The organism is Cognaticolwellia aestuarii (assembly GCF_002000025.1).
GTDB classification, from domain to species: Bacteria; Pseudomonadota; Gammaproteobacteria; order Enterobacterales; family Alteromonadaceae; genus Cognaticolwellia; species Cognaticolwellia aestuarii.
Genome location: NZ_MUZV01000001.1, coordinates 588,564 through 605,868 on the forward strand (window position 1 = coordinate 588,564; position 17,305 = coordinate 605,868).

General features: G+C 39.0%; 16 protein-coding genes. 4 read left to right on the top strand and 12 right to left on the bottom strand.

Features of this window, described 5'->3' with window-relative positions:
* The first annotated feature begins 7 nt into the window (after positions 1-7).
* A complete protein-coding gene (gene rhlB / locus B0169_RS02625) occupies positions 8-1,273 on the top strand; it encodes an ATP-dependent RNA helicase RhlB (protein ID WP_077284379.1) in 1,266 nt (421 codons plus the stop codon).
* Between the two features lie 3 nt (positions 1,274-1,276).
* Positions 1,277-2,788: a Ppx/GppA phosphatase family protein gene (locus tag B0169_RS02630; protein WP_077284380.1), complete on the top strand. Its 1,512-nt coding sequence runs from the start codon at positions 1,277-1,279 to the stop codon at positions 2,786-2,788.
* A 180-nt stretch (positions 2,789-2,968) separates the two neighbouring features.
* On the opposite strand, the gene hemB is transcribed toward B0169_RS02630, so the two are convergent.
* The 7 genes from hemB to tatA are packed head-to-tail and all read right to left on the bottom strand — an operon-like array spanning position 2,969 to position 8,147.
* Positions 2,969-3,982, bottom strand: a complete 1,014-nt coding sequence (gene hemB / locus B0169_RS02635) for a porphobilinogen synthase (protein ID WP_077284381.1) — start codon at positions 3,980-3,982, stop codon at positions 2,969-2,971.
* 19 nt (positions 3,983-4,001) lie between these two features.
* On the bottom strand, positions 4,002-5,441 hold the full coding sequence (locus tag B0169_RS19490; protein WP_235838443.1) for a sensor domain-containing diguanylate cyclase: 1,440 nt from the start codon (positions 5,439-5,441) through the stop codon (positions 4,002-4,004).
* Positions 5,434-6,228: a TatD family hydrolase gene (locus B0169_RS02645; RefSeq protein ID WP_077284382.1), complete on the bottom strand. Its 795-nt coding sequence runs from the start codon at positions 6,226-6,228 to the stop codon at positions 5,434-5,436. Before B0169_RS02645 ends, B0169_RS19490 begins: the two co-directional genes overlap by 8 nt.
* A 20-nt stretch (positions 6,229-6,248) precedes the next feature.
* Positions 6,249-6,785 carry a hypothetical protein gene (locus B0169_RS02650; RefSeq protein ID WP_077284383.1) on the bottom strand — a complete coding sequence of 179 codons (537 nt, stop codon included), beginning with the start codon at positions 6,783-6,785 and terminating at the stop codon, positions 6,249-6,251.
* Positions 6,785-7,546 carry a twin-arginine translocase subunit TatC gene (gene tatC, locus B0169_RS02655; protein ID WP_077284384.1) on the bottom strand — a complete coding sequence of 254 codons (762 nt, stop codon included), beginning with the start codon at positions 7,544-7,546 and terminating at the stop codon, positions 6,785-6,787. Before tatC ends, B0169_RS02650 begins: the two co-directional genes overlap by 1 nt.
* Positions 7,543-7,911, bottom strand: coding sequence for a Sec-independent protein translocase protein TatB (gene tatB / locus B0169_RS02660; RefSeq protein WP_077284385.1), 369 nt, complete (start codon positions 7,909-7,911; stop codon positions 7,543-7,545). Before tatB ends, tatC begins: the two co-directional genes overlap by 4 nt.
* Positions 7,911-8,147: a Sec-independent protein translocase subunit TatA gene (gene tatA / locus B0169_RS02665; protein WP_077284386.1), complete on the bottom strand. Its 237-nt coding sequence runs from the start codon at positions 8,145-8,147 to the stop codon at positions 7,911-7,913. Before tatA ends, tatB begins: the two co-directional genes overlap by 1 nt.
* A 139-nt stretch (positions 8,148-8,286) precedes the next feature.
* Here tatA and B0169_RS02670 point away from each other — a divergent pair, with 139 nt between their 5' ends.
* Positions 8,287-9,219 (top strand): hypothetical protein, encoded by a 933-nt coding sequence (locus B0169_RS02670; protein ID WP_143323441.1) that lies wholly within the window; start codon positions 8,287-8,289, stop codon positions 9,217-9,219.
* Positions 9,220-9,235: 16 nt separating this feature from the next.
* Here the strand turns inward: B0169_RS02670 and B0169_RS02675 are convergent, their stop codons facing one another.
* Both B0169_RS02675 and rpoH read right to left on the bottom strand, forming a co-directional pair.
* Positions 9,236-11,854, bottom strand: coding sequence for a sensor domain-containing phosphodiesterase (locus B0169_RS02675; protein WP_077284388.1), 2,619 nt, complete (start codon positions 11,852-11,854; stop codon positions 9,236-9,238).
* A 283-nt stretch (positions 11,855-12,137) separates the two neighbouring features.
* Positions 12,138-13,010, bottom strand: coding sequence for an RNA polymerase sigma factor RpoH (rpoH, locus tag B0169_RS02680; RefSeq protein ID WP_077284389.1), 873 nt, complete (start codon positions 13,008-13,010; stop codon positions 12,138-12,140).
* Between the two features lie 326 nt (positions 13,011-13,336).
* Here rpoH and B0169_RS02685 point away from each other — a divergent pair, with 326 nt between their 5' ends.
* Positions 13,337-14,548: an EAL and HDOD domain-containing protein gene (locus B0169_RS02685; protein ID WP_077284390.1), complete on the top strand. Its 1,212-nt coding sequence runs from the start codon at positions 13,337-13,339 to the stop codon at positions 14,546-14,548.
* A 37-nt stretch (positions 14,549-14,585) separates the two neighbouring features.
* Here the strand turns inward: B0169_RS02685 and ftsX are convergent, their stop codons facing one another.
* The 3 genes from ftsX to ftsY form a co-directional block, all read right to left on the bottom strand.
* Complete coding sequence (gene ftsX / locus B0169_RS02690) at positions 14,586-15,560, bottom strand: permease-like cell division protein FtsX (RefSeq protein ID WP_077284391.1); 975 nt, start codon at positions 15,558-15,560, stop codon at positions 14,586-14,588.
* On the bottom strand, positions 15,550-16,251 hold the full coding sequence (ftsE, locus tag B0169_RS02695; RefSeq protein WP_077284392.1) for a cell division ATP-binding protein FtsE: 702 nt from the start codon (positions 16,249-16,251) through the stop codon (positions 15,550-15,552). Before ftsE ends, ftsX begins: the two co-directional genes overlap by 11 nt.
* An 8-nt stretch (positions 16,252-16,259) precedes the next feature.
* The coding region (ftsY, locus tag B0169_RS02700; RefSeq protein WP_143323465.1) for a signal recognition particle-docking protein FtsY at positions 16,260-17,305 on the bottom strand (1,046 nt) is incomplete at its 5' end.

Genomic DNA, 17,305 nt, shown 5'->3' on the forward strand with positions numbered 1-17,305 from the left:
TAGCGGTATGAAAAAAACACACTTAACAGAAATAAAGTTCTCGGAACTTAAACTCGAGCCTACCGTTATTAGCGGCCTCGCATCTATGGGCTTTGAATATTGTACTGCAATTCAAGCAAAGTCTCTTCCTATACTCATGACAGGCAAAGATATCGCCGGTCAAGCACAAACTGGTGAAGGTAAAACTATTGCCTTTTTGGCGGCAACATTCCATCATTTACTACAGAAAAAAGATGTTAGCCACAATCAACCGCGTGCGCTAATTATGGCACCTACGCGTGAGCTTGCAATTCAAATTCATCGCGATGCTATTGCTATGGCAAAAAGTACCGGGTTACGCCTTGGTATTGTATATGGTGGCGAAGGTTATGAAAGTCAACGCCAAGAACTTGAACAAGGGGTTGATATATTAATCGGCACTTGTGGTCGTTTGCTTGATTACCTAAAGCAAGGTATTTATAACCTTAACAATATTGAAGTAGTCGTACTTGATGAAGCTGACCGCATGTTCGATCTTGGCTTTATCAAAGACATTCGTTATATGTTTGGTAGAATGCCGGCGGCGACAGATCGCTTAAGCATGCTATTTTCAGCAACGCTGTCTTTCCGCGTAAAAGAACTCGCCTTTGAACATATGAATGATCCGGACAGCGTAGAAGTTGAACCCGATCAAAAAACCAACATTCGCATTACCGAAGAATTATTTTACCCTTCTAATGAAGATAAAATGTCTTTACTACAAACATTGATTGAAGAAGACTGGCCAGATAAAGCGATCATCTTTGCTAATACAAAACATGTTTGTGAAAAAATACATGCTCACCTCGAAGCCGACAATATTAGGGTTGGTATGCTTACTGGTGATGTGATCCAAAAGAAACGTTTGAAAATTTTAGAACAGTTTACTAACGGACAATTAGATATTCTAGTTGCCACAGATGTAGCCGCTCGTGGACTTCATATTCCGGCTGTTACCCATGTGTTTAATTATGACTTACCTGACGATTGTGAAGATTATGTGCACCGTATTGGTCGTACCGGTCGAGCTGGGGCAACTGGACATGCCATTAGTTTAGCTTGCGAGCAATATGTATTTAACTTGCCTGCCATTGAAAGCTACATTGAACACGAATTGCCAGTTAGCAAGTATGATCATGAAGCCTTATTGACCGACTTACCTAAGCCTAAACCGCGCCCACGTCGTCATAAGCCACATAATGGTGGTCAAAACCGTAGTCGTAGCACGGGCAATAGGCCACAAAGGAATAGTTAGACAATGACGATCACTTCAATGGAGACTTCATCAGCTCTGTATGCTGTGGTCGATTTAGGCTCTAATAGCTTCCATATGTTGATTACTCGACAGCTTGCCGATAGCGTGCAAGTTGTCGATAGAGTAAAACGCAAAGTACGCCTTGCTGCCGGCTTAGACTCCGATAATATTTTATCTGAGCAGGCTATGGCTAAAGGCTTAGAATGTTTAAGTTTCTTTGCTGAACGCCTACAGGATATCCCCAAAAGCAATATTCGCATCGTCGCAACAGCCACATTAAGACTAGCAGAAAATAGAGCTGACTTTATTGCCCAAGCAGAACTTATTTTAGGCCATCGCATTAGCCTATTAAGTGGTATTGCTGAAGCTGAATATATCTATCTTGGTGTAGCACATACCAATTGCAGTGCCGATAAACGCTTGGTGTTGGATATTGGCGGCGCTAGCACAGAGTTAATTGTTGGACACGGTTTTACCATAAAGAAAGCACATAGCCTTAACATGGGCTGCGTCACTTTCAATCAGCAATATTTTCCGAAGGGTACACTTACGGCTGATAATTTTTCTCGCGCAATAGCAGCCGCAGAACAGATTATCAAAACAGTGAAAGCAGAGTTTTGTGATATTGGCTGGCAGTGTGTACTCGGCGGGTCTGGCACCATGCAAGCATTAGCCGAAATATTAATTTATCAACACAAACCAACAGTAATTTCATTAAACTTTTTGTACCAAGTACAAGCAGAGCTACAAACTTTTGATAACATAAGTTGTATCAGTTTAGCGGGATTATCATCAGAAAGAAGCCCTGTTATTGCCAGTGGATTAGCAATTTTAATTGCCTTGTTTAAGCAGTTTGCTATCGAGAAATTAACCCTCTCAAGTGGCGCATTGCGTGAAGGTTTGCTCTATGAAATGTTACCCGATAGCCACACTATCAACATTCGTCAACGAACAATTAGCGCACTTTCTCAACGCTTTCATGTCGATCAACAACACGCACAAAGCATTAAACAGCAAGTCAGTATTATTTTTACTCAGCTAAAAAACACTTGGGATTTGCCCAACGACAATGCCTTTGAAATATTACAGGCAAGCTGCGACTTACATGAAATTGGTTTATTGCTCGAATACAAATACCATCAAAGACATAGCGCTTATATTCTAAAGCATGCTGATTTAGCTGGTTTTAGTCAATCTGACCGTCAACTGCTTGTTGCTTTTGTAAGTTTGTATAAAGGGGATATAAATCAAGCACTGATAAAACAGCAAGCATCAATAGGTGCTGATTACGCTATGAAGTTGCTGATTATCCTGCGCTTAGCCGTTATATTGTGCCGACGCCGCAAAGACGATAAATTACCGAGCTATCAAATAACAGCAAACGATAAAAGCCTGAACTTATGTTTACCACCAACGTGGCTAAAGCAACATGCACTGATTAGTGATGAGTTAAAGCAAGAAAATGTTCATCTCGTCCGCTTAGGTTATGCACTCAACATTAAATGTCAAAGTTAATGCCATGAAAATAAGCTGAGTTTGAGCCAAGCAATACTAAGCTCTCAAAGTGATTATGCACCATACAAAGATTTAAAACAGTCTCATATTATTATCACTCATACAATAAGGCCGCGCTATACAGCACGGCCTTGCAACAATATTAATCTAGTGGGATGTGAATAACTATATTCGCTATTTTTATTTTGCTTCTTCTTTTAACCAACGAGCAACTTGCTTTGCAAAATAGGTTAAAATACCGTCAGCGCCTGCACGTTTAAAAGCCAACAAACCCTCCATTACACAAGGCTTTTCAGCTAACCAACCGTTTTGTATCGCTGCCATATGCATAGCATACTCACCGCTCACCTGATAGGCATAAGTAGGTACTTTAAAATTATCTTTTACACGACGTACAATATCCAAATACGGCATACCTGGCTTTACCATTACCATGTCAGCGCCTTCATAAATGTCTTGTGCTACTTCATGCAGCGCTTCATCGCTATTAGCAGGATCCATTTGATAAGAGAATTTATTACCTCCCTTTATGTTACCCGCTGAGCCAACTGCGTCACGAAAAGGACCATAGTAGCTTGAAGCGTATTTGGCTGAGTAAGCCAATATTTTAGTATTAACTAAATTGTGTCGCTCTAACTCGTCTCGGATAGCACCAATACGGCCATCCATCATATCAGATGGGGCAACAACATCTGCACCCGCTTGTGCATGCGACAAAGCTTGTTTGACCAAAATATCTTTAGTCACTTCGTTAAGCACATAGCCATTATCATCAATAATGCCATCTTGGCCATGCGTAGTGAATGGATCTAAGGCAACATCAGTGATCACACCCAAGGTTGGAAACTTAGCCTTTACCGCTCGCACTGTACGCTGAGCTAAGCCATCAGCATTATAAACCTCTTCGGCCATCAATGATTTTTTGTCTGCTGGCGTGACCGGAAAAATAGCAATAGCCGGTACACCTAAATCAACCAATTCCTGACATTCTTCTAATAATAAATCGATACTTTTACGCTCTACACCAGGCATAGACTCAATAGCTTCACACTGATTCTCACCTTCTAATACAAATACCGGATAAATTAAATCATCAACACTTAGCTGATGCTCAGACATTAAACGTCGTGAAAAATCATCGGAGCGCATACGGCGCATGCGACGAGCGGGATATTGGCCAAAGACGTTATTCATACTCATTTCCTATCATGGTTTAGGTTTCACTCAGCAAGCTTACTTGCACTTGATTTCGACCTGCTTGCTTAGCTTTATATAGTGCTTTATCTGCACTGGCGAAAATAATCTCAGGTGTCACACCTTGCTCTTGTTGATAGGTTGCAACACCACAGCTTACTGTTAAATCAATAACAATATCATCATCAATAAATTGTTGTTTATTAGTACTTTGACAAATATCTTGCGCTAAAGCCAATGCACCTTGCGCGTCTGTTTCAGGCAGTATTAAACAAAACTCTTCACCACCATAACGACAGCCAACATCAGAACTTCGACGTAATAAAGATTTAATTCTCTTAGCAACTTCTACTATGCACTTGTCACCAGTTAAGTGACCATAACTATCATTAACTAGCTTAAAATGGTCGATATCAATTAAAATAATACTCAATGGCGTTAAATTTCGGCGACTACGTCTAAATTCTGCCAGAATTTTTTCATCGTAATAGCGGCGATTATAAAGCCCAGATAATTCGTCTAAGGTGTTCTTTTCTTTTAATGCTTGATTGACTGCCTCAAGCTCTTGCAAGGCAATATTTAATTCTAAGGTTCTTTCTTGTACCCGACTTTCCAATTGTTCTTGGCTTTCTTCTTGAAGTGCCAATAATTTTTGCTGTGCAAGCTCAGAGGCTTTTGCACTTGCTAAAACTTGTTGCTGAGCTAACCTTTCATCACGTAAGTGATAATAGTACTTACGGCCCATTAAATAGGTAACCATAATCGCCATCAGCCAAAAAGCTAACATATCAAGACCGTTAATTAATTGAGCAGAAAACTGCCAATAATGCAGTAAATAATTAATAAAATTAAAGCTTAACGGGACTAAAAGCGTTAATGAAAATATCGTCGATAAGCGCTGCTCTTGAACCTGCCTAACGGCATACAATAGTGCAATCAAACTCATACTAACTAAGATTTGTGTTAATAACCAAACACATGTTTGGGCAAAAAAATAAGCGAATGGTACAGCAAGCACCATAAAGAAAGATAAGCGTATCAGTAATTGATAAGATGTAGCTGCGAATTTTTTTAACGTGAAAAACTTGATAGTAAAAGCAAAAAGAATAAGGTGTGACAAGCAAGCAAGTAACAGCCCCTCAACTTTTAATATTTGAGGGTTTTCAGTGAATAAGGTTAGCAATGAAACGCCACCGCTCACCAAAATACCAAAAGATTTTATGGCAAAAAATATTGCCAAAATAACCATACTGTAACTACGTAGTGCACGCGCCCAAGCAAAACACATTAACGACAGAATTAAGCCACTACCAATAAATATTTGTTGAATATATGGCTGCATTGGTAAAACAATCTCAGCTTCAACGAATGCAACGCTGTGTTCACCATCAGCCTGCACAGTGATCGGCAAAACTAACACGATCAAGCTCAAAGCGACAAGCCTAAATAAGCTACCCATTGTTAACACTTATATTAAATACTTTTGCGCTATTGTTAGTGGTTTGATTGATTAATTCGAGTTCACTACAACCAAGTAATTCAGCTAACATCTTCACAACATAAGGTAAATAACTAGGTTCATTTCGACTACTTTTAGGTTTAGGGCGAATAGTGCGTGGCGTCAAATAAGGCGCGTCAGTTTCAATCATCAAGCGCTCAAGTGGAATTAACGGCACAATATCACGTAATGCCTGCCCACGGCGTTCGTCACAGACCCAACCTGTAATACCAATATACATTCCTGCGTCTAAACACTGCAGTAGTTCATTTTTATTGCCTGTAAAACAGTGAGAAACTAAAGCAGGGACTTTATCGAGATAAGGTTTTAAGATCTTAAACCAGGCTTGAAAAGCATCTCGCTGATGTAGAAAAAGCGGTAAATTCAACTGTTGTGCTAATTCAACTTGCCCTTGAAATACACGAGTCTGATTTTCTGCTGTCGAAAAGTTACGATTGAAATCTAAACCACATTCGCCAATCGCCCTAACACAATTATTTTCTGCTAACTGGTATAAGGTTTCAAGATAATCTTTATCGGCTTGATCTGCATCATGCGGGTGTATACCAGCGGTACAATATAAATAATTAGGATTTTGGCGGCACTGTAATATCGCCTGTTTGCTTTCTTCAATATTAGTACCTGTGACTAACATCGCACGAATATTCGCTTCTTTAGCCCGCGCCAAAACCTCGGCGCGATCTTTATCAAAACGTGAATTAGTTAAGTTAACCCCAACATCAATCAAAGCTAAGCTACCCGTGCTTTTTATTTAAGACGTTTAACGCGAATTTCTTTATTTGAATCCGCCTTATTTTGTTTCAAAAATATTGAATCCATAAAGCCCTTTCTCAACACGACACTTTCACCCACTCTAACTTTTAGTCGACTACTATCCGTTTGTTTCCATTGTTGTCCGTTTTCAAAAGTGAATCGATATTTACCATAAGGATCTTTCTTTAAGCTAGCAATAACGAAAACTATTTCAGCGTCTTCATCAGATTTATTAGGCTTTTCTATATGTTCTAAACCAAAGTTAGCAACTTTATCCACAACAGGGCTAGGAGTTGGTGTAGGTCTCGGTGCAGCAACACTCGCTTTGGCTGTCGATACCGTTGTAGTCGATTTTTCGATTGATATATTTGAGCTGGTCACTACGCTAGCTAATTTATCAAAGCAACTTAACCGCGCGGAGCTATTAGTGATTTTTGTACAATTGATCAAACCATCGTTAAGTGACTCTGCTTGTGTCGTTAATGACAGCAAACCCAACATAATTAACGATATTATAGGTGTTTTTTTCATTATTGTTCTTCCTTTGGTTCTGATTCTTCATCTTCATCGGCTCGGTAATAAAGCGATGCGATAATAATGCCTAATTCAAATAACAGTAACATAGGTACTGCCAGCATGGTTTGAGAAATAATATCAGGCGGTGTTAATAGCATCCCCACAACAAATGCAGCAACCACAATATAAGGACGTTTAGCGCGTAAACTGTCTGGGCTAGTAACCCCTGTCCAACACATTAATATAATCGCAATTGGGATCTCAAAAGCGACACCAAAAGCAAAGAACAATTTTAAAACAAAATCTAAATAGCTGCTGATGTCTGTCGCAATAGTTACACCATCGGGTGCTACCGAAGAAAAGAAGGCAAATACCACCGGAAATACCACATAGTACGCAAAAGCAATACCGGCATAAAAAAGTACTGTGCTACCAAACATTAGTGGCGCAATTAAACGCTTTTCATTCTTATATAAACCTGGGGCAATAAACGACCACAATTGATACAAAATATAAGGCATCGCAACAAAGATAGAGATAACAATTGTGAGTTTAAAGGGTGTAAAAAAAGGTGATGCTACATCAGTAGCAATCATTTGCGTATCCGCTGGCATAACGGTCAGCAGGGGTTGTGCCACATATTGATAAATATCTTGAGTAAAATAGACCAATGAACAAAAAACAACTAACACGCCTAATACCGCATGTAATAATCGTGTTCTCAGTTCCAACAAATGATCAAATAAGGTGTAATTTTGCTTAACTGTTGAACTCATTTACCCTGCTTTTCATTTTGATTATCAGCGAGCTGTGCAACTGTCTCTGCTGAGTCAGTTGTTTTTTCAGCGCTTTGATATGGTTTATTTACCATTTCAGCGGCTTCTTTTAATGATTGTACTGAAGCAGCAACTTCCGGCGACAAGTCTTTCATACCTGTCTGCTCGGCTTTTTTTAAATTTGCATGCAGCTCTTGGATACGCAGTTCTTCGGTAAGTTCATTTTTGACTCCCTCACTAAAGCTGCGAATACTACTTATCCAGTTTCGCACGGTACGAATCGCTACAGGCAATCGTTCAGGACCTAAAACGACTAGGCCAATAATAGCGATTAAAAGTAGTTCCCAAAAACCAATATCAAACATTAGGCTTGATCTTTTTCTTTTTCAGCAACTTTACTCTGCTCTACTGATTTATCCGTTAAGCTATCATCGCTAGCTGAATCGGCTTCTTTTTTTGCTGTTTCATCTGTTACCGCACTTTTAAAACCCTTAACTGCAGAACCCAGATCAGAGCCCAAATTACGGAGTTTTTTCGTACCAAACAACAACACAATAATCACTGCGACAATTAATAATTGCCAAATACCTATACCGCCCATAAAAATCCCCTATAATTTAATTGATTTCATTATAAAGTTTATAGAAAAAAAATCACCAACTGATATGCTAAATAATGAGGTAAAACAAATTTTGATAAAAATGTATTGTAAAAATAAGTGTTATTGGCGTATTTGCCTAGTGTTCTTTTACTTTGCATTCGCAAATTCAGCTCAAGCTTACACGTCACAAGAAGCAAAACAAACCGCTGAAGAAAAAGATGATCACTGGATGCAGGGATTGCATGAAACAGTTTCCAATTCCGTTTATCAATCTGCGCAATGGTTTGATAGTTTTTTTATCGCAGATGGCAGTGAACAGCAAAGCCCAAAAACCACAGCAAAAATTCGTTTTGCTTGGCTGCCAAAAAGTCGCGATTGGAGTGAAGTTAAACCCCGCTTTCGAGTGCGGGTTAAATTACCGCACCTGCAAGATAAGGTCAGTGTTGTATTATCAGACGAAGATGACGAAGAGCTGAATAATTTACCACTCGAGTCTGCCAACACGAATTCTAAAACCGAAGATGAAAAGTTTTCTTTGGCCCTTAACTACACCGAAGATAAAAGCGACAGCCGCTTAATGAATTATCGTTTAGGTATTTCCGGTGGTGACATTTTTGTAAGAGCAAAGCACAAACGCCGCTTTGATATCAGTGAACAGCAAAGCTTTTTATTCGAGCCATCACTATATTATTACTTAGACGAGGGTTTAGCTGCCAAATTATTATTGGAGTATGATTATCAATTAGATCATAAATCTCTATTTCGAGTTAATTATAGTATTCGAGGCTCGGCAGAGTTTAGCGGCATACGCTGGAAACACGGTTTTTATAAACTTAATCAAATCAATCACACAACCGCAACAGTATTAAGCTTTCAAGCTGAAGGCGAGCGTAATGGTGCACGAGGTTTCGTTGTTGATAAATACACCTTAGGCTATCGTTATCGTTTCAACGCCTTGCGAGAGTGGCTATTTTTTGAAATAGAACCTTTTCTTGAATTTCCAGAGCAAGAAAACTATCACACAACACCGGGCATCGCCTTTCGCGTTGAAGGTTTCTTCCATAAAGGGTAACGCTATCGAGCCAACGTTATGCTCGATACATCTCTATCACATTATCTGCTATTTTAGCCTTAACTATTTTTGCAGGTCGGCTAATATGATAGCCTTGACCAAATTCACAACCAACATGCTGTAACTTTTGAAGCATAGCTTCAGACTCAATACCTTCTGCCACTAATCGATAGCCAAAGTTTGTTCCCAATTCATGCAAGGCTTTAACTAATGACAAATTTTTCTCATTATGATTTAAGCTACGCACAAAGCTTCGATCGAGTTTAATAAACTCAAACGGATAACTATGTAAAAAGTTAAAAGATGATAAACCCGCACCATAATCATCTAATGCCAATTTGACACCAAATTCCTTCAGTTTTCGTAGGCCTTTCAAAGCTAATTCAGTATGTCGGGCGAAAGCCGATTCATTAAACTCTAAAATCAGCCGCTCAGGTTCAATAGTGTTAACGCTAATTAAATTAATTAATTTTGCCAATTGATTCGCTTGGGTTAAATGTCGACCAGATAAATTAACCCCAATATAGGTATGTTTATATTCTTCTGACTGCTTCCAAAGCTTTAATTGTAGACAAACCTCTTCAATGACCCAGGTTTCAATCTCTAAAATCATACCGGTTTCTTCGGCCATAAAAAGAAACTCACTCGGGGTCAGCAAACCTTTTGTTGGATGTTGCCAACGTAACAGTACTTCAAAGCCAAGCGCTTTTGTTGAATTCAAATCTGAAATTTTCTGATAATGTAATTCAAACTGTTTACTTTGTATTGCTTGCCTTAATTCTTGCTCAAGTGTCATGCTAGCGATAAGTTGCTCACGCATACTGTCATCAAAAAACACATAACGGCCTCGTCCTAAACTTTTAGCCTGATACATTGCAGCATCAGCATCACGCAATATTTCGTTAGCGTCTTTGTAACTGACTCGGCTTTGAGCGATGCCGATACTGGCATTAGAGTACAAAGTATGACCATCAAGTTCAAAAGGTTGCGCAATTGAGTCAATAATACGAGAGGTAATTTCCTCAACATCTTCCAATGATTGTAATGAATCTAAAAGTACAACGAACTCATCACCACCCAGCCTGGCTAAAATATCATTATCACGCACACAAGCGCGTAGACGCTTAGATATTTCAATTAAGAATTGATCTCCAGCATGATGGCCTAGGGTGTCATTAATCATCTTAAAACGATCTAAATCAATGAACAAAACGGCAAACCGTTGATTGGGATGTCGCTTTAAATGCCGAATGGAATAAGTTAAGCGATCGGCAAACATGGCTCTATTAGGTAATTGAGTTAACGCATCGTGATGCGCTTCATGATATAGGCGAGCTTCCGCTTTTCGACGCTCTTCAATTTGCATGCGTAAGTTCAAGTTGGTTGCTTGTAGCTCTTGAGTACGCTTATTGATCATTTTCTCAAGTGCTTCGTGGCTTTGCAGTGCTCGTTGTTGCGCTCTTTGTCGTAAAATCTCAACAGAAATATGATGACTCACGTAACGCATCAGCTCAAGATCTTTACTCTGATAAGCTAACTCATCTTGATAATGCTGTATCGCGATAACACCAAAAACTTCTCCCTGATCAGATAAAGGGGCTGCTAACCAAGCTTTAGGTAATTGACGTTCTGGATAATACTGCGTAAAAGCAGACTTTGTAACTTCACCTTGAGACGCTAAAGTGTAGACCATTCTGTCACTCAACAAGATCGGTTTTGCTTTTTTGATAGCTAACTCTGACAAACCATTACTAAGCTTTCGGGTTTCGGGTTGCGGTAACTGTTCATCACAGTGATAAGGAAATTCCAATTCAGTTTTATCATCTGATAATAAGGCAATATAAAAATTCTTAGCAGGCAATAACTTATTGATCTCTTGGTGTAAAGCTTGATAGAAATTTTCAATAGCTTGTGATTTTGCCGTTAACTCCGAAATATTCAGTAATACTCGATGAGTTTTAACCGCTAATTGCCGCTCAACAATTTCACGTTGTAATTGCTGGTTTGTTTGAGTCAGTTTTAACGTGCGCTGACGAATACTCGATTCTAATAATTCTCGACTTCGTACGCGATCTATTGCAGTTACTAGGTGCTCAGCAATAAATTCTAATATTTGGCAGTCTCGCTCAGAAAAATAAAGCTTTTCATCATAACTTTGTAAAGCAATAACACCAATAACTTGTTTGCCCCGTTTTAACGGTACACCAAGCCAATCAACACATTCTGAGCCATATAAAATAATTTCATTTGCTTTAGCTAAAGCCATACGTTGTTTTTCTGAGCAGTGCATTGGTTGTTGACGCAATAACACTAAACCGGTCAGGCTTTTTCGCCAGTTAGCTAAATCAACGTGCTCGCGTAAACGCATTTCTACTGGATTATGACAGTAGGCCAATTGTAACTCATCCGAGCTATTGAGCAGCGCAATATGAAAGCTATCAGTAACCATTAAAGTTTTAATTACCGATTCAAGCGCATGATAAAATGCATCCATATCGGTCACAGCACTGGCTAATTCAGACAGTTGCAGTAAACCAGATTGCATGCTTTTAAGTTGACGATATTTTTTCAGTAGCGATTTTAATTTGGGGTGTTGCCGTATCGCATGAATATTTTCCTTCGCCTTCGGTTCCATGATGGAAATTCCATTTATTATTATTATTAGTATTATTTTTGTACGGCTAGTCTAACAAAATATAATTTTTTGGCTAGACCTTATTCAAGGTCATTGTCTATATTTTACACAATAAAAAAATACTGTCAGAACAATACCCATACACTCGCTGTCTCAATGTAATGGCTCACGAGAGATCAAAGTGCTTTTTTCATTCTATTAACTGAGCTTATAAAGCGAATCAAAACAAATTTTATTGATAAAAAAACCGGCAAAAGCCGGTTTTTTTTGAAAAGTAACAATATTATACTGCCATTGCACCTTTAAGCTTAGCAAGGGCATTTTTCTCAAGCTGACGAACACGCTCTGCTGATATTTCATACTTATTCGCTAACTCTTGTAGAGTCGATTTATCGTCATGTAACCAACGCGTACGAATAATATCTTGGCTACGCTCATCAAGGCTGACCAACGCATTGCTTAAGCGTTTATTAGCGTGCTGCTCCCAATTTGAGTCTTCAACCTCAGTTGCAAGATCAGATTGCTTATCTTCTAAGTACTGGGCAGGAGAATATGAGCTCGCACTAGCATTATCATCATCGTCAGTTGATAATTCAAAGGCTTGGTCTTGGTTACTCATACGAGATTCCATTTCCAAAACATCTTTGGTACTTACACCTAAAGTTTCAGCAACATTGTTAACTTCATCATTGCTAAACCAACCTAAACGTTTTTTGTTTTTGCGTAGGTTAAAAAATAATTTTCGTTGTGCCTTAGTGGTTGCCACTTTGACAATGCGCCAGTTTTTAAGCACAAACTCATGAATTTCAGCTTTAATCCAATGAACAGCAAAAGAAACTAAGCGAACACCGACTTCAGGGTTAAAGCGCTTAACAGCTTTCATTAAGCCAACATTGCCCTCTTGAATTAAATCAGCTTGTGGCAAGCCATATCCGGCATAACCTTTAGCAACATGAATAACAAAACGAAGATGCGACATAATTAATTCTTGCGCCGCTTTTAAATCATTTTCAGAATATAAACGAGTTGCTAACTCATGCTCCTTTTCAGCGGTTAGCATAGGAATGCTATAAGCTGATTGCACGTATGCCTCAATGCTGCCACTTTGTGGAACAGTTAACGCCATTGATTGCATTGATTGCATTGATTCACTCATTTAAAAACTCCTCTATCTAATCTAACCTAGCTCGCAATAGTAACACAAATTCCCTACCATCACGACTTTATACGCCAACAGTAGCTTAGAAGACAGGGGGAAACAACACCCTCTTTCAACTTTTCGATGAATAATTTGTTAAACTTTGTCACTCATTAAAAAATTTTCTTAAAATACATAACCATGAACAATCATTAAAAGTTAGTTTACTATCTTAATGTGACGGTTTTATGTCATAGCGAGTTGTAAAATATCACCATAAGATATATAAGTATTAAAGTTTCGCTTATTAAAATTCATTATGGCGGCATTAAGTTAGAGGTGTTATGTATTCATTTATTGCCCGACAACCGATATTAGATTTAAATCAAAATGTGGTTGCGTATGAGTTACTCTTTAGAGAGGGTGAAAACAACTGTTGTCCAGATATAGACCCCGATCAAGCTACATCCAATATATTAAGTAATAATCACTTAACTTTAGGCGTAGAAAATATCACTAATGACCTGCCCGCCTATATCAATTTTCATTCTAATACGCTGATTAACGATTTTCCAAGTTTCCTAGATCCAAGCAAAGTTGTTATAGAAATATTAGAAGATGTTTCAGCAAGTGATGCCTTGCTATTAGCATGTAAGCAGCTATCTGAAAAAGGTTACCAACTTGCCTTAGATGACTATGACTTTGATCCAAAATGGCAACGTTTTTTCCCCTATATCAGTATTTTGAAAATAGATGTTTTAGCCTATTCAATGCTTGAGATCAGTAGATTTGTTCGCTCATTAAACCATACGAAAATAACGTTATTGGCTGAGAAAGTTGAAACAGCTCAGCAGTTTGAACAAACAAAGTTACTTGGCTTTAGCTTATTTCAGGGCTATTTCTTTGCAAGACCTGAAATGCTTAAACAAAAGAAAGTTACCAGTGCTAAGCAAAAAATATTAGCATTGATCGGCCATGCCAATGATGAGCAATTAGACTTTGACACTATGGGCAATATTTTTAGCTCAGATCCAGGCTTAACTTATAAATTATTGCGATTTATCAATAATCCTTGCTATGGAAGAAGCCAGGAAATAACCTCATTAAAACATGCGTTAATATATATTGGTGATGTAGAATTAAAAAAATTTATTGCCCTATTAGCTTTAGCGGATCTTAACCAAGACAAACCATCTGAAATCATACGCTTATCATTAATAAGAGCAAAATTTTGTGAAGATATTTCTTTATTTCAGAAAAACCAAGAAAATCCACCGAAAGCATTTTTAACCGGTCTTTTATCTTCTATTGATGGAATTTTAGATCAAACGTTAATCACACTCTTAGATATATTGCCTGTGCATACCGATATCAAGCAGGCATTAATCACTAATGACAACTACCTTGCCCATTACCTGAATCTAGCTAAAAATATTGAAATGGGCCATTGGCAAGCAAGTGATTTACTAATTGAACAATTAGCACTCAGTCATGAGCAGTGCTTTATCACGCATACCCAAGCAATTACTTGGGCTGATGAAATGTTACAAGAGTAGAGCTAAGTACTTCTATCGATGAGTTATATTGCACACTTTAATCAGCTGTTGGCTCAATAGCGCGTATATGTTGGCGTACAGAGATAAAGCTCCCTAATAAGCCTAAACCAATAGCCAAAAGCTGTAAAACCATTAATTCAGCAAAGGATAAGCCAGATAAAACAAACTGACTTTGATAAAGGTCGGTTAACTGCCCTAAGGCTCCAGAAATATAACTCGCTAAAATAGCGACACAAATACTCGCGACAAAACCACCAAGCACGCCATACCAAACTCCGGCATATAGAAATGGGCGTTGAATAAAGCTATCTGTTGCGCCCACCAATTTCATCACAGCAATAGCATCTTTTTGATTTAAAATTGCTAAGCGAATAGTATTGCCAATAATTAAAACCACCGACAAGCACAACAACACCGCGATTGCTATTACCACATCTTCAATTAGCGCTGCCATGGCTTGTAAACGAGTTAACCATTCAAGATCAAGTTTACCTTGGTCGACGCCTCGCTCTTGCTCTAATTTAAGTAACAATTCACGAGCAGCTTGAACCTGGCTAAAGCGCTTACTAGGTGTTACTAACAAGGTAGCAGGTAATGGGTTTTCATCCAAATATTCTAGCGCTTGGCCAAAACCAGAGCTCACTTTAAATTCTGTTAATGCTTGTTCAGCAGAGATGTAGACAACGTTTTCCACCTCAGGATAAAGCTTAATACGTTGTACAAGATTTTGAGCTGATTTATCAGCTGTTGATAGTTTTAAGAACAGTGTGATTTCCGAGGCAGAGTTCCACTGCTCAGTAACCATTTGCGTATTTTTCACAAAAAGGTGCAATGTAGCCGGTAAAGTTAAACTAATGCCTAACACTAAAACTGTCATCACCGACGTAAACGGCGTACGCCATAAATCTCCTAAGCTACCTATCGCCTGTTGTAAATGACGAATAACTCGCGCAGTAATGCGCCCGGTCCAACCTAGCTGGTGCTTACTTTGACGGCTAAAATTAGTTTGCACTTAAATCACCTGCTGCCTGCAAACCATCGACAATGCCATCAGTGATCATATGACCTTGTTTTAACGTCAACGTACGATATTTCATCCGAGCAATTAATCCTAAGTCATGGGTGGCAATTAACACACTAACGCCCATATCATTGAACTCTTCAAATAACCTAATAATATCTAAAGACAATTTAGGATCCAAATTACCCGTAGGCTCATCCGCTAATAGTATCGGGGGTTTATTTACAATTGCCCGTGCTATACCAACACGTTGCTGTTCACCACCAGAAAGCATATTCGGAAAGCATTTTAATTTACTCGACAAGTGCACTTTATCAAGCGCCGCCTCAACTCGCTTACGAGTTTCCTTATGGCTATAGCCTTCAATAATGAGTGGTAAAGCAACATTGTCGAATACCGTTCGATCTAATAACAAGTTATGGTTCTGAAATATCATACCAATACCACGGCGCACATAAGGTATTTGCTGATATTTAATGGTTGATAGCTCGCTACCATTAATTTCAATACTACCAGCGCTAGGCTTTTCCATCATACTCATCAGTTTCAATAACGTACTTTTACCCGCACCTGAGTGACCTGTTAAAAACGCCATTTCACCGGCGGCAATAGCAAAACTCACTTGTTTCAGTGCTAAAAATCCGCCAGGGTAAGTTTTACTAACGTTATTAAATCGAATCATAAGTCGTATTATTCTTCTGGTGCTTCGTGCGTAAACAGCGCATCAATAAAGTCATTACCATCAAATGGACGTAAATCATCAATACCTTCACCAACACCTAAGTAGCGAATAGGAATAGCATGCTTATCTGCGACTGCAAAAACAACACCACCTTTGGCTGTTCCATCAAGTTTTGTTAACGTTAAGCCCGTTAAGCCCACCGCTTCATTAAATAACTTTGTTTGGCTCAAAGCATTTTGCCCGGTACCAGCATCAAGTGTTAACATCACCTCATGCGGCGCATGTACATCAAGCTTTTTCATCACTCGAACCACTTTTTTCAGCTCTTCCATCAGGTGATTTTTATTTTGTAATCGCCCTGCTGTATCAGCAATTAATACATCAATGCCACGTGATTTTGCCGCACTAATCGCATCAAAAATAACCGAAGCACTGTCTGCGCCAGTATGTTGAGCAATAACTGGAATATCATTCCGCTCGCCCCATACTTGTAACTGTTCAACAGCTGCAGCACGGAAAGTATCGCCTGCCGCTAGCATGACTGACTTACCTTCCGCTTGAAATTGTTTCGCCAATTTACCTATAGTTGTTGTTTTACCAACACCATTGACACCGACCATTAAAATAACAAAAGGGCCATCAGTTGACTTGATCACGAGTGGTTGACTCACTGGCTCAATTATTTTCTTTAACTCGGCTTTTAATAAATCGTATAGTGCGTCGGCATCTTTTAATTGTTGACGTGATGCTGACTCCGTTAATGAATCGATAATTCTTGTTGTGGTTTCAACCCCCACATCCGCTAGCAATAAATGTGTTTCAAGTTCTTCAAAGAGCTCATCATCAATTTTCTTGCCACGAAATAGGCTAAATAGTCCCCCACCAAGATTTTGTCTTGTCTTGGTTAGGCCTTGCTTTAAGCGCGCAAAAAAACCAATTTTCTTCTCTGGCTCTGGCTCTGGCTCTGGCTCTGGCTCTGGCTCTGGCTCTGGCTCTGGCTCTGGCTCTGGCTCTGGCTCTGGCTCTGGCTCTGGCTCTGGCTCTGGCTCTGGCT